Below are 17,316 nucleotides of genomic sequence, written 5' to 3'. Positions count from 1 at the left end.
AATTGGACATCGGTCAATCAAACAAATTCCCCAAATCGGTAAAATCCGTTCAACCATGACCCCATTTCACATTCAGTTGGGAACCTAGGAACTGAGCGAACGGGGTGTCAATGCCAGTTGGGAACCTCGACAGAAAAAGCGAGGGGAGGGGAAGATGCGGTTAACGCGCGCCCCTCCTTAACCGATCACATCGGTGCCCACCCAAGGTTGCAGCACTTTCGGGACGGCAATGCTGCCATCGGCTCGCTGATGATTTTCGATGATCGAAATCATGGCTCGCCCGGTTGCCACGGCGGTGCCGTTCAAGGTGTGAACAAACTCGGTCCCCTTTTGTCCCGCTCGCTTGAAGCGAATGTTTAGTCGTCGGGCTTGGTAGTCGGTGCAATTGCTAGTGCTGGTGACTTCCCCCCACTCGCCCGCTTCGCCTCGGCCGGGCATCCACGCTTCGAGGTCGTACTTACGATAGGCGGGGCCGCCGAGATCGCCGCTAGCAGTATCGATGACCCGGTAGGGCACTTCCAATTGATCGAACAGTTCGCATTCGAGCGAACGCATTTCTTCATGCAAGACATCGCTTTGCTCGGGCGAGCTGAAGGCAAACATTTCGACCTTGGTGAATTGGTGAACTCGATAGAGTCCTTTCGAAGCGCGTCCTGCTGCGCCCGCTTCGGTTCGAAAACAGTGACTGAGGCCACAAAGCCGCAACGGCAACTTCTCCAACTCAAGGGTCTGTCCCGACATCATGCCGCCGAGTGGAATTTCGGCGGTTGCGACGAGATTCAATTCGGTATTTTCGATGCTGTAAATTTGCGTTTCGGGGCCACGCGGGTTAAAGCCTGTTCCGTGCAGCACGCTCGTGAGCGCCACATCGGGCGTCGTCACGGGGGTGAACCCACGCTCGGACAAAAAGCTGACGGCGAATTGCTGCAGCGCCAAATCGAGCCGTACCGCCGCGTTTCGCAAAAAGTAGAAACCGGCACCCGCTACCCGCGCCCCCGATTCAAAATCGAACAGGTCATGTTTTTCGCCCAGTTCGAGATGGTCGAGCGGTTTGAAATCAAACTTGGGCTTCGCGGTTTTGCCGAACGATAATTCGTTCGCATCCTCTTCACCGCCGGTCGGTGCGTCGGGATGCGTGAGGTTAGGAATTTGAGCTTGAATGCCGCTGATCTGTTCATCCAATTGATCGTGCTCGCGCTGAGCGGCTTCTTTCTGCTCACGCAGTTGGCGGCCCCTCTCGATCATCTGCTGACGTTCGTCGGCGTCCTTGGCCGCACCGATTCCCTTGCTGACTTCGTTGGCTTGTCGATTCAAGTCTTGTGCATTTTGCAGCGTGACGAGTCGACGTTCATCGAGTGCGACCAGCGTTTCAATATCACAATTGACACCGCGACGCTTGCAGTTGTCGCTGATCATTTGTGCATTCTGAATAATAAATTTTCGATCGAGCATAGTCTCTATTTGCTTTCGCTTAGTTTTCCGAGTTCACTCCAAAGCATCGCCGAGGCTGCAATGCCTCGATGATAATCTTGGATCTTGAATTTTTCGTTCGGGCTGTGTGCATTATCGTCCGACAATCCCCATCCCAACAACAGACAGTCGCAATCGAGCACATCTTGGAAGCGGGTCACGATCGGGATTGAACCCCCTTCGCGAATCATCACGGGGGCGACACCAAAGGCGGCTTCGATCGCACGCGATGCCGCGGTGGCAAAACGGCTCTCTGGGTCAGCCAACATCCCCGGGGCTCCATGATCGGGTCGCAAGGTAAACCGCACACCGCTAGGGAGATGTTGCTCCAAGTGACGCTGGAGTGCAGTGGTCACCGTTTGCGGATTCTGGTTGGCGACCAAGCGGAAACTGAGTTTTGCGGACGCGGTTGCCGGAATGATCGTCTTGACGCCTTCGCCTTGATGCCCGCTGCGCAATCCATTGACATCAAACGTCGGCCTTGCCCAACGGCGTTCGTCGGTCGTAAAGCCCTTTTCGCCAAACAATTCCGTGACGCCAACGCCCTTGGCAAACTGAGCATCCGATTGAGGCAAACGAGCCCAGGCATCGCGTTCGGCTTGGCTTAACGCTTGAACGTCGTCATAAAATCCTTCGATTTGGATGCGACCTTCGCGATCGACGATCGAGGAGAGCAGGTGGCATAACGCGATGGCCGGATTCATGACCGCTCCGCCGAACGAACCACTGTGCAAATCCTGGGCTGGACCTTTGAGCTCTAATTCATAGGTTGCGATCCCCCGCAGCCCATAGGTAATCGCGGGTTGGCCTTCGGCATACTGACCGCTATCGCTGATGACCACACAATCGCATGCCAAACGCTCGCGCAGGCTGGGCAACATCCGTTCGAGGTTTTCGCTGCCCACTTCCTCTTCGCCTTCGATCAAAAACTTGATCTGCAGCGGCAGCGGTTCACCGGTGGCTAACCAATCACAAACGCTTTGGACATGGGTCAAGACTTGACCTTTGTCGTCGGTTGCCCCGCGTGCATAGAGATTGCCATCGCGAACGGTGGGCTCAAACGGCCCCGTTTTCCATTCCTCGAGTGGTTCGACCGGCTGTACGTCATAGTGACCGTAAACCAGCGCCACCGGAGCCCCGGGAACGGCCGGCGTCTGGGCGATGACCATGGGATGTCCATCGGTCGGCACCAATTCGGTCGCCAAACCGGCGTTTTGCAACTTTGCCGCGACCCAATCAGCTGCCGCCGCGGTCGGTTCGCGATGGGAAGTGTCGCTGCTGATGCTAGGAATTTTCAACCACTGAACTAACTCGTCCAAATGGCGATCGGAATCCTTAGCCAGAGTGTCCAACAAAGCGGGTAAGTTCATCGAATCGGTCTGGGGTACTTGGAACGAGGTATAATGCGGAAGTGCCGTTAAAGCTTGCCACCGCAGGACCCAAAATTGCGGCAAGACACTCAAAAACGTGCTAACCAGGACTGCCGTGCGAAGTCCAACGGCGCTACAATATAGCTTCGTTGCTGAGAACGAAAACGAGAGACAATCCTAAGTCTTAGAAACGAAACCGACCAGCACACGAAAGTTCGAGGACGGCGTGTTTTCCAGGCCGCCGGTGGGAGTCTAGCCGTTTGCCTGTTTGGCGATGCCACTCGAAAATGAGGGCAAGCCAGCGTGGAGACGTAAGTCTCCATCCCAAGTTTTCACGAATTGAATCGTTTAAAACGTTAGCATTATCTGGAATGTTTGTAACCAACCGTCAAATGTTGCAAGGAGCATGCTCAGTAATGGCAGATCATCATACAATGGTGGCCGAACCCGAAGTGGCCGAACCGAAAGTCGATCACCGCAAGAAGCCCAAGGCGAAAAAGCAGCCTCGCTACAGTGTCGTTTTGTGGGACGATTCGGACCACAGCTACGAATATGTGGTGCTGATGATGAAAAGCGTCTTTCGTCATCCCATTGAAACCGGTTTCCAAATTGCCAAAGAAGTCGACAACTCGGGAAAAGCAATTTGCTTGACCACGACGCTCGAGCATGCGGAACTGAAGCGAGACCAGATCCACGCGTTCGGAAAAGACGAACTGATCGCTCGCTGTAAGGGCAGCATGTCGGCAACGATTGAACCGATTAACGAATAAAGCTTGACGCGATAAAAGCCTATCGTAGTCACGTTGGACACGATGCAGGGCTTCGAAACTGGCCACCAGTCCCCGTGAATGGCCGCCAGTCTCTGCGAACTTTCGGCTCTGCGAATGGCCGTCAGGCTCTGCGAAGAAGAGCCATGGTTATTCGCAGCCGATGCGAAGGATTAGCTAACACATCACTCGTTGGCACACCCTCCATTAGGCGTCGCCTTCAAGTGGCATCACCGCGCATCTTGGATCGTGCTCGGCTAAGCACCGGGCCGATACTATTCTCAGCCAGCCCGACGCTTTGGCTAATCTCGTGATAACTCTTGCCTTCCAAGTGGTACATCCGCACCACATTGGCTTCTTGCGGGTCGAGCCTCAACAGCAATTGCTGAACCTCTTCGCGGTTTTCGATTCTTGAATGCGGCCCGCTATCTTCCGCCCCGCTCGCCCCGCGATGATTCGTCTCGAGATCGCGATGATTCGCCTCGAGATGATGCGTCGTCTGTACCGTCGTTTGCCATGTCACCAAACGGCGGGCAATCACACGGCGTGAAACCACTGTCAAATAGGTTGCCAAGGAGCAATTGCGTCGGAACCGCCGCAAGACGCCAAAATCGTTGGCAATCAAAGCCAGAAAGACCTCCGAAACGAGATCATCACGCGTCGATTGATCGAGCGTAATCCCACGCGACTCAGCGGTATGGTTGGCCACATGGACCACCAACCCCAAAAATCGATCGACGAAGTTCTGCCAAGCGCGGGGCGCACGCTCCAGACACCGTTGCAGAAACTGTCGGTCAACTTCGGAAAGACTCACTAGCGTGACACCCAGACGAACGAGAAGTCGAATTCAAATAACACACACAACCGCGTCAACCATGCAAGTCGCACAGGAACGAACGAGGCATCGTTACGGTGCAAAACGCGGAGGAAAACGAATTACCTCTATGTAAGCATGGTAGGTACGACAGTCTGCAATCGCAAGCATTAACCTCACAAACTAAGCTGCATCCCCGTTGTCACTGCATGCAAACCGCTACATCGGGTGGCTTAAGCAAATTGGGAAGCGTGAGCAGCAAGCACGATCCCTCGAATCCCCCCAACCGCCGCCGAGGCGACTGCAGTCCGCCCCCCATTTCGACGCGAGTCATGTTCGCGGTGATCCACCGGTTCGCTGGGGTCACCCGCTTTTGTTCAGATCAGCCGCGTGCGACGACCATGGCTGAACAAAGAAACTGCTATGCCGCCGATATGGGAAAACGTTTTCCCCTTGCCGGATCCAAACGCGACTTTCCCCTGTTTAGCGTCTATAATTGAGAGCTTAGTCAACATAAATGGTTTCCAAAGTTCGTGAATCGTTCGAGTCGACACGCAATTTGATCCATCCCCCGCTCACCTGTTTTTTCCGCAAGAGGAACTTCCCTGATGCAAAATACTCCTTCTCGTCGCAAATTTCTGAAGCAATCCACGGCAGTCGCCGCTAGTGCCGCGATTGCAACGAACGTCGCTCGCACGGCTCATGCTGCGGGAAGCGATGAGATCAAATTCGTCGTCATCGGATGTGGTGGACGAGGTTCGGGTGCCGCGACCAACATCATGAACACCAAGGGGAACGTGAAGTTGGTCGCGGTGGCCGATGCGTTTCAAAACAAGGCCGAGTATGCCGTCAAACGCCTCGCTCAGTCGCATCAAGACAAAGTCGCTGTGCCGCAGGATCAAATTTTCGCGGGACTCGATGCCTACAAGAAAGCGATTGACGTCGATTGCGACCTCGTGGTGATCGCGACCCCGCCTGGGTTTAAACCTCAGCAATTTGAATACGCGATCGAAAAGAATCGACACGTCTTCATGGAAAAGCCCGTCGCTTCGGACGCTCCCGGTGTTCAGCGGGTCTTAGCCGCCGTCGAAGCATCGAAGAAAAAGAATCGCATGGTGGGCATTGGTCTGCAACGCCGTCACGAACCGCGTTACATGGAGACGATTAAACGAATCCACGACGGTGCGATTGGTGACGTGATCACTCAACGCGTCTACTGGAACGGTAGCGGCATCTGGTATCGCAACCGCGACAAAGACATGACGGAAATGGCCTTCCAAACCAACAATTGGTACCACTTCAATTGGCTCTCGGGCGACCAGATCTGTGAACAACATATCCACAACCTTGACGTCGGTTGCTGGGTCAAGGATGCCTACCCCGTTGAATGCAACGGGATGGGAGGACGTGAGATGCGCGAAGGTGGCGACGCAACGAAGTCACAGATTTTTGATCACACCTTCTGTGAATACACCTTCGCCGATGGATCCAAGATGTTCAGCCAAGGACGTCACCTCGCGGGCGGTTGGAACCATGTCGGCGAGTACGCTCATGGCACCAAAGGTTCGTCCGACCCCTCGGGAACGATCGAAGGCGAGAACCCATGGAAGTTCACTGGCAAGAGCGAGAACGGCCATCAACAAGAGCAACATGATTTGATCGAAGCGCTGATGCGAGGCGATATCTACAACGAAGGGGAGATCGGTGCAAAATCGACCTTCACCGCCATTCTAGGTCGCGAAGCTTGCTACTCGGGCAAGGTGATCAAATGGGATGACCTGATGCAAAAGGGTGCGAACCTGAGTCCCGGAATCGACGAGTACACGCTTGAATCCGATCCGCCAGTGATGCCCGGTGACGATGGCAAATACCCTGTGCCGGTTCCCGGCAAGCACAGCCCCTTCGCATAACGCGCAGGACGCATTTGCGATCCCAAAAGGCGGGTTCGAATCGCTTGATTCGAACTCGCCTTTTTTTTGTGGCAATTTTTTGTGGCAAGAGGATCGACAACGGCTTGAGAAACGCGATCTCCACGCGAGCCTAAAAAGCAGACTCCGTTGCACGCGTTTAGGCCGACATGGCTAGGCCAACGGAGGCCACCTGTGTGCTAGTTCACACTCGCCAGGACCGTGGCGATTGCCGCCCCTTCGGGCGTGTGACTTAAACAAATCCCATACCTTTTTGTCAGCCGCTGAGCATCGGAAACGACAGGCTTGGTGTGGGTTGTTGGCGAAAGTTGAATCGAGGGTGGAATCATGTTTCGCTTCAACGCCAACACGCCGACGAGGAGCTCGATCGATCCGCTCGCCGCTCCGGTGTGCCCCAGAGTCGAGATCGGAGTGACAACCGGAATGTTAGGCAACATTCTCTGCAGCGCGTCTCGCTCTTGAACGTCGATGATGGGATCGCCCATCGCATGTGAAACCACAAACCCGATGTCGTTGGCCGTCACCTTCGCTTTTCGCATCGCATCAGCAACCGCTAATTCGATTGCTTTGGCAGAGCCCCGGATGCCGGCGGTGTGAATATCGCAGGAGCGTTTCGCTAGCGACATACCGCCAGACGCAACAAATCGCGAGGCGATCCCGACCACTTCGGCAAGCGGGGCCGCACCGCGTCGGGTCGACGACGCAAGGGTTTCAAGCACGAACACGGCAGCCGCTTCGCCTCCGACGACTCCCTTGGATTCGGGATCAAAGGGACGCGAGGCGTCGGCAATCTTGGGCGTTGCTTCAGCGATTGGCAGATCATTGCGATAGTTCAACCGAGTCGCGTTGATTCGCGTCCCTGCGGCTCCGGTGATCATGCACGAGGCAATTCGGCGAGTGAGACACGAGATCGCTTCGTCCAACGCCGCTGGGCCCGAGGTGTCACCGACCACTAGCGAGTTATTAGGACCGTGTGCATTGACCGCAATGCCGACATGACAAGCAGGCATATTGGGCAGGTACTTCAGCATCCACAGCGGCATCACGCTCCGCATCGCAGCCTCGCCAAAGCGGGACTCGTCCATGTCGCCATTTTCGTCGAGGCACTTTTGGAATGCCTCGGCCAATTCGGTCGGGGGACCGTACAGCATCTCGCTGCCAAACACGGTCCCGATCTCTTGCGGAGCGAACGAAATGGAGTCCGATGCGGATTGATCAGCAGCAGAGTGATCGGCAGCGGGAACGCTCGCCGGGAGGACGGTATCGAGCCCTGCGTCCTCGATCGCCATCATTGCCGAGACATAAGCGAGTTGGATCTCGCGTGACATCACCTTCAGGGCCTTGCGCGGTTTGACGAACTGTTTTCCATCAAAACCGACAATCGGAGCCCCGATCCAAAAACCGTCGTTTTCGCATCCTGGCGGCGGAACGGGACCCTCATCATCGCGATCGGCAAGGGAGCGGACCCCGGATTCGCCGCGGAGAAATGCGTCGAAGAAGTCTTGCTGGCCCAGTCCGATCGCAGACGCCACGCCCGCTCCGGTAATAACGATTCGGTTTTCCGGCATGTTCGAGTTTATGGCGATACGGGGGACGACGACGATTCAGACGGCAAAAATGAGACGAGTGACAAAGTATGATTGCCAACGACCTCGATGACCAGGGTCGTTGGTAAACTCATCCGAGATCGCGTTTTTTGACGCGGCTAATGCAAGTTAACCCGATTGGACTGGGCAGAATTGGACTGGGCGGAAACGTCCGCTCGCCCGAAGGCAATCATCTACGCCTCCAGCGTCCGATCATACAGCCGGTGCGTCTTGGTCCGCGTTGCCCCGCCACGCTCGATCGTCCCTCGTGAGAGCGAATTGCTCTCTAACACCCAGGAGAACTCGCCGATTTGGATCCCAAAGTCGATCGCGTCCGGCAAGATCCGCGAGAGGGTCACCAAACCCAGCCCCCATTTTTGATATTCCGGCAAGACATTGGTGCTGATCAAACGCAGGCGATCAATTTTTCGTTTACCGGTTAACAGCTTGATCCATCCAAAGGGGAATAAATTCCCATCAATTTTTCGAATGATTTGGTTGTAATCAAGCAACCCAAAGCCCGCCCCGACGGGGCGTCCATCAATTTCCGCGATGCTGGTCAATTCGGGAACGATCAAGTGTTTCAAGCCATCGCTTTGGACGCGAATTTCAGCTTCGCTCATCGGCACGTAGCCCCAGGTACGTTGCAGCGATTGGTTGTAAATTTCCAGAAACGAGCGGACATCTTCTTTGAATCGCTTGCGATCGATGGGGCGACAATTCACTTTGAATCGACGCGTCGCCTCTTCAATCACGAAGGCCAATTTGGGATCGAGATCTTCGAGGATATCCATGTGCGCTTCGTAGCTGAACAAGTCCTGTACCTGCTCAAATCCTGATTCAAGAAACAGACCTTCGTAGTAGTCGTGGTTGTAGGGGATCATGAACGTGGGGGGGGAATCGAAGCCGTCGACCAACAACCCGACCTCGTAATTCAGACTGGGATGGACGGGGCCGCGAACATCGGTCATCCCTTGTTGTCGCAACCAATCGAAGGCATGCTGGAACAGCAACCCGCTCGCTTCACGGTCGTTCTCGCACTCAAAGAAGCCGACGAAGCCACGTTTTTCATGATGACAACGATTGTGAGCATGGTTCACGACGGCCAAAATGCGGCCCACGGCGCGTCCCTCGCGGCGAACCAGAAACGCTTGTCGGTCGGCATCGTCATAAAAAGGGTGGTGCTTGAAACCGACAATTTTGCGACGTTCGGCCCACAGCGGTGGAACCCAATGGGGGTTGTCCCGATAAACTTCGCGCTCCAGATAAAGAAATTCCTTCTGGTCGCGTTTTGAGGTCACCTCGTCACAGGTTAGCGTCTTGCTCATCGCGTTCGTATTCCGTTTTCAAAGTCACTGTATTTAAGGGCCGTGTTGATGCCGACACGAGCCTGAATCAACGTTTAACAAGAGTTTGGCATGAGCGAATCGGAGCCACTAGTACTTCGCAGCCCCGCAAATCCCACGGTTCGACGCCTCGTTCGATTGAGAGATAATCGTACACGACGACGCGAGAAACGTCTGCTTGTCGATGGTTGGCGGGAAACGCTGCAAGCGATCGACGCCGGCTTGGACTTGGTGGGGCTTTTTCTTCCCGAATCGGGAATCCCCCAGCCTCGGCATGATTCGCCCCCTCAAAAACGCACCGGGGCGAACCCTGGGCAAGCCCACGAGACCGACCCCCGAATTTCTATCGTCATCGAAGCCGCCAAATCTTCGCAAACCCTGCGTGTTGTTTCCGATGCGGTGATGGCAAAGATCGCGTATGGCGAATCGTTCCGCGGCGTGGTCAGCGAATTTGTGCAACCCGACCACTCGCTCGATCAACTCAAGCTGCCACCGAACGCCTTAGTTTTGGTCCTTGATAGTCTTGAAAAGCCGGGAAACATTGGCGCCGTGTTCCGTTGTGCGGATGCCTCAGGCGTTGATGCAGTGATCCTCTGCGGAGGGGGGAGCGACATTTATAACCCCAATGCCATTCGCAGCTCTCTCGGTACCATCTTTCAAATTCCCAGTGCCGTTGGCTGCGAAAAGGACGTCGCCCGTTTCCTAATCGAGCAAAACATTCGACTCGTCGCAGCCCGCGTTGAATCATCCCAAGAGCTTTGGGAGACCGATTTTTCAGGCTCGATTGCCGTGATTGTTGGCAGCGAAGCCAACGGACTCGGTCCGCGCTGGCAACACGCCGAGGGGGTCGACATCGCGGGCGTGCGGATTCCGATGTTCGGCAAGGTCGACAGCTTGAATGTCTCGGTCTCTGCGGCGGTCGTGTTGTTCGAAGCCAAGCGTCAACGTTGCAAGGCGTCGATCGATCAACGCCGCCACTAAAATGCCGTCGGCATCGCTTCGAAGTGCCATCGGCCCCCCCCAACCGCTCAAAGCCCCGCCATTTTTTACCGCAAAGTGTCTTTGCCCCCATGCCTGCTGCGGAAAGGCATTGCAACGAAACAACCGTTAAAACACCTCTTCCGAGCAATTTCAGCACAACTGGCACGACTCAAACAACCGCCACACCCGCCAGAGACGTCAGAATCGTTAATGTCATTGCAATTCGCATCCGATAACTAGAGCAACCGGAGGACTCGTGCAATTTGCACGTTTCCTTCATGGTGAGCCGAGGGGGGCGCACCAACTCGTTCGGACGCAAGGATGCGGCATGCGTGACTTAAGAACCAGCTTGAAAAAACAAAAACGGACTCGGCAACGGGCTGCTCTCAGCTTGCTTGTCATCGCGGTAAGTTCGTCGTGGTTAACCCCATCGACGACGCTTGGGGCCGAACCGAATGCGCTCGCTCCCACCGCGACCACATTTCGGATCATGCCTCCGTTGCCGCTGCAGCCGATCCAACAGATCGATTACCAGACAACAGGCCCAGGCCAAACGGTTCGAGCGAATCCGTTCTGTGAAACCGAACCGGTGACGAAGAGCGTGGATCCTGCGATCCAATTGGCATCGGGAGATGCCCCCGCTGCGATTCGGCTCAAGCCGATCGGAGCAGCGATTGGGTTACATCCAATCGGAAGCCCCCGCATCGTCAGCTCATCGGGTGCCGCACTCACGATTGAGGAGCTACCGGCTCCTTCCATTCAACCCAACCCACTAGTCGGTTCCGCTCACCACGGAAACGGGGATCTCGTCGAAGCCGTTGTCGATTTGACCTCCACCGGCCCCGCGATCCCTTCCACCGTTAACGCTCAAACGAGTGTCAACGAGAGGACGGTCGAATCGTCGCCCGCTCTCGATCTGCCCACGTCCACGGACGACCAACGTGATGCAGTCGTCGATAGCCCTAACCTGGAACCGCTGCCGGATTCCGAACCAATCTACTTTTCGCTGTCGGACGACTCCACTGGATTGGTGGTACCGGCCGACCAGGCAAGCGATGAATCGGTAGAGATCAACTCCGAGGAGATTGACTCGGAAACGATGGCTGTCGACACGACTTCCCGCGAGACCGATTCGAGCGTTCTCGAAAAGGATTCTCGAGGATCTGAAAACGTCGTCGTAGAAATGGCAACGGAACCGGCCTGGTCCAACTCGAACCCCAACACTGGGCCCCAGGTTCAGCCCCAACTTCGACCACTCAACGAAACCAGCGAGTCGTCGGCTGAGTCGATGGAACACTCGCCCCGTGGCATGTCCGGTCACCCTCATTTGACGGCCCAGGTCGCTCCGACCTTTGAGCGACCAAAGGACGCCACCCGACAACCTGCGAAGCGTTATCGTCCTCCGGTTGCGGTTCAAGCTCCTCCACTGGGCTACGAACGCAGCGAGGGCCCCACGACGGCTGCGGCCGTTCAATCGGTTAGCCCACCGATGCTCAGCGACGAGGACCACGTCGAAGGCATCATTGGCGAAGGAAGTGGCACCCAAGTCACCCACTTGCCACAACCGACCGGGGCAGCGACACCGCTCTATATCACACGAGCCCAGGTTCGCACGTTGACCATTGGCGGCGACCTCCGGCGTGTCAGCATTGAAGATCAAAACATCTGTCATGCGATCGCTGCGGGATCCAACGAATTGAAGTTGATTGGAGCCGGACACGGAACCACACGCCTCGTCGTTTGGGCCGATGGGGCGACCGACGGTCGATCGATGGTCCGTCAATTCGACGTGCATGTCCAAGACGCGGTGGAAGCAACCGGAAACTCGGTTGGAGACAAGGCCCAATTACTGACGCGGACGATCAAACAATCGTTCCCCGACAGCAAGGTTGTCGTCAAAACCGTCGGCGATCAATTGGTCATTCACGGAACGTGTTCCAGTGAAGCTACGGCGTCAAAAATCCTTCGCATGGTCCGCAAGACCTGCTTAATACCCGTGCGTGATGAACTGACAATTCGCTAGTTCACGAAGCACATCCCTTCCCCGTCCATCCAAGCGGTCAATACCAAGCGGTGCATCCAAACGCACTGAGAGTCAACGAGGTTTGATGATGAAGATCCATTCGATGCTAAAACACTTCCGCCGCACTGCCGCTCGCACCATTGCCATGTGCGGACTCCTCGCCAGCACGCTAACCGTTGCTGACGCGAATGCGGACCCGGGCTCCCTCGGCGTCTTCGGGTCACCGACCGCTTCGACACCCAAGTCGGTGATGCACGGCAACCAACAATTCCGTGTCGTCAACGCCTCGGGGTATGAAACTCTCGGCGGAACGAGCGGTCAAGTTTCGACGGTTGGCAATCTACCAGAGTCCTTAGCACAAGGCTCGGTGGCACAAACCGGCTGTTACTCGGGCGTCACCAACTGTGGCGGAGCCTGCGGCAGTGGAGCGTGTGGTAGTGGAGCGTGTGGGTCGAGCTACGGCGGCTACTCCGCGATGAGTCTGAACGGCGACTACCTGGGTTGCGGGGTCGCGTGCGAACCCTACTGGTATGTCGTCGGCGAAGCCTTGTACATGGATCTCGATGCAAGCGACCGTTTCAGTTACAGCCAACACTTTTCGCTCGATGAATTCGACTTCGAGTTCGCTCCACGCTTTACCGTGGGGACGGTTCCCGATTGCGTTCACGGCTGGGAAGCCACCATTGTGGCACCTTTAGAGTGGGACATGAACGCTAGTTTGACCAATGGTCTCGGTGGAATCGATTCAGTATTAGTGCCGGGAATCCCTGTCGCTGCTGGCGATCTAAGCACGTTCAACGACGCGGTATTCCAATCTCAAGATTACAACGCCGAGTATTGGAGCATCGAAGCCAACAAGATCCTAGTCGGTTGGGAAGTTGCCAAGATCCTCTTCGGAGCTCGTTACATCGACTACGATGAGCTGTATAACTACAACAGCCTAATCGCCAGTGGCGACCGCGGCTTGTTGCGTAGCGATGTCGAAAACTCGATGTTCGGTGCTCAGATTGGCATGGACCTGCTGTTCCCAGTGTCCTGCAACGGCTATGTCGACTTCCGTGGTCGTGCCGGCGGGTACTTGAACTTTGCCGAATCCGACACACGTTTGTTCAACGCCGGCACGACGGTCGTTGCCAACATCGACGAAGAGACCGAACTTGCGGGCGTCTTCGAAATCGGGGGCGGGTACCGCTACCAACTTGGCGAGATGCTAACGCTACGAGCCGGAGCCGAACTGTGGTACATCGCCGGATTGGCATCGGCAGCAGATCAACTCAACCAAGTAGTGACCCCCAATCTCGGCCGCAATATTCAAATGGATGACGACATCTTCATCACCGGTTTGACCGCGAGTGCTCACTTCAAGTTCTAATCCGCGGTAAAGTTCTAGGCCGCAGTGAAAACGGGCTCTGCAGATCGGCGATGCCTTACCTCATCCGCCTTCGATGCAAGGCAACAATGTAAATCGCAACGTGCTACGCTTCGCCATCTTGAGGGCGACGTAGCATTTTGCGTTTGAGCCAACTTTGCACCGAGCGTCCCGGTTGACCAGGGATCACCGAGCCACTGGAGATGGTGTTTTCCGTAATCCGCGTCAGTGCCTTGTGGATTTCTCGGCCACAGTTTCCGCAACGCACGGGCGGTTCATTGACGGGGCGTTCACATTGGGGGCAAAAATATTCGATCGTCGGACGCATTGCCGCTTCGAACAAACCGCCCACCTCTGCGGCGACAAACCATGCTGAATCATCTTTGCGAATCAACGTATCGGGTTTGACGTCGCCCGCGCGAACCTTCATCAACAGATCACTGGGGCGCAAAGGGCCAATGTCTTCAGGCGCATCAAGCTGTTGGATATACCACTCGGCCACGCCAATTTCCTCTTACCACGCTAAGAATTCATTGCAGCGAATTCCATTGACTCGCAACGGAGAAATGGAACTCGCATTCGGGCTTACGACCGGGCTTACTACCGAGCTGCCCCCCCGGTTCGCCCGAACTCACCGATCGGACGCAATCACGATTGTATCGCGTTGGAATGCCAAGAGCGACAGCCCCCCGAGAAACGTCAGCCGAATCGCAGCTTCACAATACTCAATTTGCGTTGCCCCCAAGCCCTTGCGGCCCAGCCCCTCGGTTTCCGATACTACGGAAACACCGCCCCCATCATTGAAGTCGAATCACGCATGCGTTGTCCCTACTGTCACGTTGATAACGACCGTGTTCTTGACACACGAGCCGCCGAAGGCGGTTATATGGTCCGCCGAAAACGAGTCTGCTCGTCCTGTCATCGACGCTTCTCGACGCTGGAGAAGCTCGAACAGCTCAATGTTCGCGTGGTCAAAAGCGACGAAACTCGAGAACCGCTCGATCGTGAAAAGATTCGCCGCGGGATTGAACGCGCCTGTTCAAAACGTCCCATCCAAAGCTCCAAGATTGAGCAAGTGGTGCAAACGATCGAGGCCGACATCTACGAATCGTTTGATTCCGAAGTCACGGCGGGGCAAATTGGCGACATCGTGCTGAAACACTTGGCGTCGCTCGACCAAGTCGCCTACATTCGCTTTGCCAGCGTTTACCGCGAATTTGATGACGCCCATGATTTTATTCGCACGATTTCAAACATCGCCGACCGCGATCCCGATCTGCCCCGGTAGGCTTTTTCCGAAAAAATTGGCATTGTTCTCAAACCGCTCTGAAAGTTATTAGATAGTTTCAAACAACGCTGAGGATCGGTTCGATCATCTATTTCGGACGGTTGATCTCTGCGCTACAACACAACAATTCCGCGCTACAACAAATTTCATGCTGCGGGGCGGGTGAAGCTGGGCTTCGCCATCCGCGGGTATTGCAAGGACGCGTTAATATGATTTCCAAAACAAGCTTTCGATGGTTGATCATCGCTTCGATGGCCATTTGCTTGCCAAGCGTTGGTTATGGTCAAGCGGGAACCCAACGGGGTGCGACATTCGGTGGACTAGCCGGTGCGGTCGCGGGCGGTTTGATCGGTGACCATAACGACAAAGCGGGTGCGGGCGCCGCCATCGGGGGCGTCGTCGGTGCCGTCGCGGGTGGATTGCTCGGCAACGCTTCGGACAAAGAAAAACAATATCAACAACAACAGCAATACTACCAATCGCAACAACAGCAATACCAAGCTCAACAATCCAACCTCGCAGCGACCCAAGAGGCCGTTTCCGTTGCCGATGTGGTTTCGATGAGCCGTAGTGGACTTAGCGATGCGGTGATTTCCAACCAAGTTCGCCAACGCGGGGTTCAACAAACCTTGCAAGTCGCAGACATCATCGCCTTGCACCAACAAGGGGTAAGTGAAGCGGTGATTTCAGCAATGCAACAAGCCCCCACCGGGATCCAAAGATCATCGCGTGTTGCCCAGCCCGTCATCGCCCAACCCGTCGTTCGACAACCGGTGATCGTCCATGAACCGATTATCGTGCCGACCTATCGTCCGCACTACTATCACCATGGTCACTACGACTACCACCATGGCCACCACCCGCGCCGCCGCGGCAGCTCAATCCATATCGGATTCTAAAGCTTCATCCCGGAGTGCACCTAAACATTGGTGCACGGTAAAGAGAGTAGGGAGCGGGTCAGACTGACCGCCCCCCCCCCATGGCCATCGAGTTCGGCCGCCGAGTTTGGCCGCATCGCAACCTTTGTTCTGGTGAATTTGCGCACGATCCTCGGCATTTCGCCCGATCAACTCGGACGGCCCCGGTCAACTCGGACGGCCCCGATCAACTCGGACGGCCCCGATCAACTCGGACGGCCCCGGTCAACTTGGACGGCACAGAGCCCTCCAGTCGATGCAACTGCCCCCCCCAGTCGATGGAGCTCGGCAGTCCCCAACCTTCGCCTAGTTTTCAACGCCAAGCCCATCGGGGCTGAATCGAAACACCTCAGCTGAAACACCCCAGCCAAGTGCGATGTCTCGTTGCCTATGCTTGGCCCCCGCGAAGCGCCCCAAACTCGCGAAGCGTTTCAAGTCGTCTGGGATTTCTGGGTTCGCTGCGGAAAACGCCTTACAATTGCCGCAGCACTCGTTGGACAATTTGCTCGATCGTATCGGCGGGCAACACGGTCTGCTTTCCCGATCCGCATTCGGTGACTCCCGAAACCAACGCGTCGATTTCTCGCTGAGTTCTCGCGATCGCATCACGTTGTTGCTCGGAAACCGGGACACGCCCTGGTCCGAGATCCCAACCCCGCGATCGGGCTCCGGCGCGAAATCCTTCGGGAAACTCACCCAATCCGAGCATGGCATCAAACAGCGGCAACAATTGGTACTGCAGTCGGATTGCGTCGTCGATGTTTCCCGCTTTGACGGCGCGATGCAGCGCGCGGGTTAACTCAGGCACAACCCCGCTGGTCGCATTGGTGCCCCCGTCGGCTCCGGCGATCAACATCGCCGCCAACGATGCATCCCATCCGGTCAAGAACGAAAAATCGTCCCGCATCGGACGAATGGCCGCAATCATCCGCATCATGAATGGCAAATCCCCCGAGCTGTCTTTGATCCCGACAACTCGCGGACATTCGCTCGCCAAGCGGATCACCGTGGGCAGCTCAATCGGCGACGCAAACATGGGAATGTTGTAGAGCGTCACATCGACCGAGACGGTATCGGCGATTTCTTTAAAGTAGGCGTACACCCCTTGGTCGCTGAGGCGGTAGTAAAACGGAGCCACGATTGCGACTGCGCGGACCCCCATTTCACCATAGGCATCACAGGCCGCGATGGTTTCTTTGACGTTCGCTTCGGCGGCTCCGGCCAACACCGGCACGCGACCGGCCGTATGGTCGACGACGACACGAATGATCCGGCGGCGTTCCTCAGGAGTAAATCGAACAAATTCACCGGTACTGCCGTTGGGGTACAACCCGTCGACGCCGCGTTCAATCAACCAATCGATATAACCACAGAGACGGTCTTCATCGACCCGCCCATGGCGATCGACCGGGGTGATGTGTGGAGTCAAAATCCCAGAAATACGTTTACTCATAGCC

Annotated in this window: 14 protein-coding genes; 7 read left to right on the top strand and 7 right to left on the bottom strand. The window is 55.9% G+C overall.

The features are described from left to right. Nucleotides 1-177: 177 nt before the first annotated feature. Together serS and Pla52o_RS04355 are read right to left on the bottom strand one after the other, a co-directional pair. Nucleotides 178-1,452, bottom strand: coding sequence for a serine--tRNA ligase (serS, locus tag Pla52o_RS04360; protein WP_146593311.1), 1,275 nt, complete (start codon nucleotides 1,450-1,452; stop codon nucleotides 178-180). 5 nt (nucleotides 1,453-1,457) lie between these two features. Next, on the bottom strand, nucleotides 1,458-2,840 hold the full coding sequence (locus tag Pla52o_RS04355) for a dipeptidase (protein ID WP_146593310.1): 1,383 nt from the start codon (nucleotides 2,838-2,840) through the stop codon (nucleotides 1,458-1,460). 416 nt (nucleotides 2,841-3,256) lie between these two features. Here Pla52o_RS04355 and Pla52o_RS04350 point away from each other — a divergent pair, with 416 nt between their 5' ends. Further along, a complete protein-coding gene (locus tag Pla52o_RS04350) occupies nucleotides 3,257-3,610 on the top strand; it encodes an ATP-dependent Clp protease adaptor ClpS (protein ID WP_146593309.1) in 354 nt (117 codons plus the stop codon). Nucleotides 3,611-3,827: 217 nt separating this feature from the next. On the opposite strand, the gene Pla52o_RS04345 is transcribed toward Pla52o_RS04350, so the two are convergent. After that, nucleotides 3,828-4,421 (bottom strand): sigma-70 family RNA polymerase sigma factor, encoded by a 594-nt coding sequence (locus tag Pla52o_RS04345; RefSeq protein WP_146593308.1) that lies wholly within the window; start codon nucleotides 4,419-4,421, stop codon nucleotides 3,828-3,830. A gap of 608 nt (nucleotides 4,422-5,029) precedes the next feature. Between Pla52o_RS04345 and Pla52o_RS04340 the strand changes: the two genes are divergently transcribed. Next, nucleotides 5,030-6,331: a Gfo/Idh/MocA family protein gene (locus Pla52o_RS04340; protein ID WP_146593307.1), complete on the top strand. Its 1,302-nt coding sequence runs from the start codon at nucleotides 5,030-5,032 to the stop codon at nucleotides 6,329-6,331. A gap of 197 nt (nucleotides 6,332-6,528) precedes the next feature. Here Pla52o_RS04340 and Pla52o_RS04335 read toward each other — a convergent pair whose 3' ends face one another. Both Pla52o_RS04335 and Pla52o_RS04330 read right to left on the bottom strand, forming a co-directional pair. Then, a complete protein-coding gene (locus Pla52o_RS04335) occupies nucleotides 6,529-7,917 on the bottom strand; it encodes a beta-ketoacyl-[acyl-carrier-protein] synthase family protein (RefSeq protein ID WP_146593306.1) in 1,389 nt (462 codons plus the stop codon). Nucleotides 7,918-8,129: 212 nt separating this feature from the next. Next, complete coding sequence (locus Pla52o_RS04330; RefSeq protein WP_146593305.1) at nucleotides 8,130-9,263, bottom strand: N-acetyltransferase; 1,134 nt, start codon at nucleotides 9,261-9,263, stop codon at nucleotides 8,130-8,132. Between the two features lie 90 nt (nucleotides 9,264-9,353). Between Pla52o_RS04330 and Pla52o_RS04325 the strand changes: the two genes are divergently transcribed. The 3 genes from Pla52o_RS04325 (at nucleotide 9,354) to Pla52o_RS04315 (ending at nucleotide 13,657) form a co-directional block, all read left to right on the top strand. Then, entirely contained in the window at nucleotides 9,354-10,262 is a 909-nt protein-coding gene (locus Pla52o_RS04325) for a TrmH family RNA methyltransferase (RefSeq protein WP_146593304.1), read from the top strand. Nucleotides 10,263-10,590: 328 nt separating this feature from the next. Beyond that, on the top strand, nucleotides 10,591-12,285 hold the full coding sequence (locus Pla52o_RS04320) for a pilus assembly protein N-terminal domain-containing protein (protein ID WP_146593303.1): 1,695 nt from the start codon (nucleotides 10,591-10,593) through the stop codon (nucleotides 12,283-12,285). 85 nt (nucleotides 12,286-12,370) lie between these two features. Further along, a complete protein-coding gene (locus Pla52o_RS04315; protein ID WP_146593302.1) occupies nucleotides 12,371-13,657 on the top strand; it encodes a hypothetical protein in 1,287 nt (428 codons plus the stop codon). Nucleotides 13,658-13,760: 103 nt separating this feature from the next. Here Pla52o_RS04315 and Pla52o_RS04310 read toward each other — a convergent pair whose 3' ends face one another. After that, entirely contained in the window at nucleotides 13,761-14,156 is a 396-nt protein-coding gene (locus Pla52o_RS04310; RefSeq protein ID WP_146593301.1) for a DUF4339 domain-containing protein, read from the bottom strand. A 315-nt stretch (nucleotides 14,157-14,471) separates the two neighbouring features. Between Pla52o_RS04310 and nrdR the strand changes: the two genes are divergently transcribed. Together nrdR and Pla52o_RS04300 are read left to right on the top strand one after the other, a co-directional pair. After that, on the top strand, nucleotides 14,472-14,942 hold the full coding sequence (gene nrdR / locus Pla52o_RS04305) for a transcriptional regulator NrdR (protein WP_146593300.1): 471 nt from the start codon (nucleotides 14,472-14,474) through the stop codon (nucleotides 14,940-14,942). Nucleotides 14,943-15,151: 209 nt separating this feature from the next. Further along, nucleotides 15,152-15,841, top strand: a complete 690-nt coding sequence (locus tag Pla52o_RS04300; protein WP_146593299.1) for a glycine zipper domain-containing protein — start codon at nucleotides 15,152-15,154, stop codon at nucleotides 15,839-15,841. 490 nt (nucleotides 15,842-16,331) lie between these two features. Here the strand turns inward: Pla52o_RS04300 and Pla52o_RS04295 are convergent, their stop codons facing one another. Next, nucleotides 16,332-17,312 carry a dihydrodipicolinate synthase family protein gene (locus Pla52o_RS04295; RefSeq protein WP_146593298.1) on the bottom strand — a complete coding sequence of 327 codons (981 nt, stop codon included), beginning with the start codon at nucleotides 17,310-17,312 and terminating at the stop codon, nucleotides 16,332-16,334. Between the last annotated feature and the right edge of the window lie 4 nt (nucleotides 17,313-17,316).

Source organism: Novipirellula galeiformis, from assembly GCF_007860095.1.
Classification (GTDB): Bacteria; Planctomycetota; Planctomycetia; order Pirellulales; family Pirellulaceae; genus Novipirellula; species Novipirellula galeiformis.
Note: the sequence above shows the minus strand (reverse complement) of the source record. Positions and strands in the feature narration are given on the sequence as shown.

Excerpts from the sequence above, each read along its gene's own strand:
- serS (WP_146593311.1), bottom strand. The coding sequence starts at position 1,452 with ATGCTCGATCGAAAATTTATTATTCAGAATGCACAAATGATCAGCGAC.
- Pla52o_RS04355 (WP_146593310.1), bottom strand. The coding sequence starts at position 2,840 with ATGAACTTACCCGCTTTGTTGGACACTCTGGCTAAGGATTCCGATCGC.
- Pla52o_RS04350 (WP_146593309.1), top strand. The coding sequence starts at position 3,257 with ATGGCAGATCATCATACAATGGTGGCCGAACCCGAAGTGGCCGAACCG.
- Pla52o_RS04340 (WP_146593307.1), top strand. The coding sequence starts at position 5,030 with ATGCAAAATACTCCTTCTCGTCGCAAATTTCTGAAGCAATCCACGGCA.
- Pla52o_RS04335 (WP_146593306.1), bottom strand. The coding sequence starts at position 7,917 with ATGCCGGAAAACCGAATCGTTATTACCGGAGCGGGCGTGGCGTCTGCG.
- Pla52o_RS04330 (WP_146593305.1), bottom strand. The coding sequence starts at position 9,263 with ATGAGCAAGACGCTAACCTGTGACGAGGTGACCTCAAAACGCGACCAG.
- Pla52o_RS04325 (WP_146593304.1), top strand. The coding sequence starts at position 9,354 with ATGAGCGAATCGGAGCCACTAGTACTTCGCAGCCCCGCAAATCCCACG.
- Pla52o_RS04320 (WP_146593303.1), top strand. The coding sequence starts at position 10,591 with ATGCGTGACTTAAGAACCAGCTTGAAAAAACAAAAACGGACTCGGCAA.
- Pla52o_RS04315 (WP_146593302.1), top strand. The coding sequence starts at position 12,371 with ATGATGAAGATCCATTCGATGCTAAAACACTTCCGCCGCACTGCCGCT.
- nrdR (WP_146593300.1), top strand. The coding sequence starts at position 14,472 with ATGCGTTGTCCCTACTGTCACGTTGATAACGACCGTGTTCTTGACACA.
- Pla52o_RS04300 (WP_146593299.1), top strand. The coding sequence starts at position 15,152 with ATGATTTCCAAAACAAGCTTTCGATGGTTGATCATCGCTTCGATGGCC.
- Pla52o_RS04295 (WP_146593298.1), bottom strand. The coding sequence starts at position 17,312 with ATGAGTAAACGTATTTCTGGGATTTTGACTCCACACATCACCCCGGTC.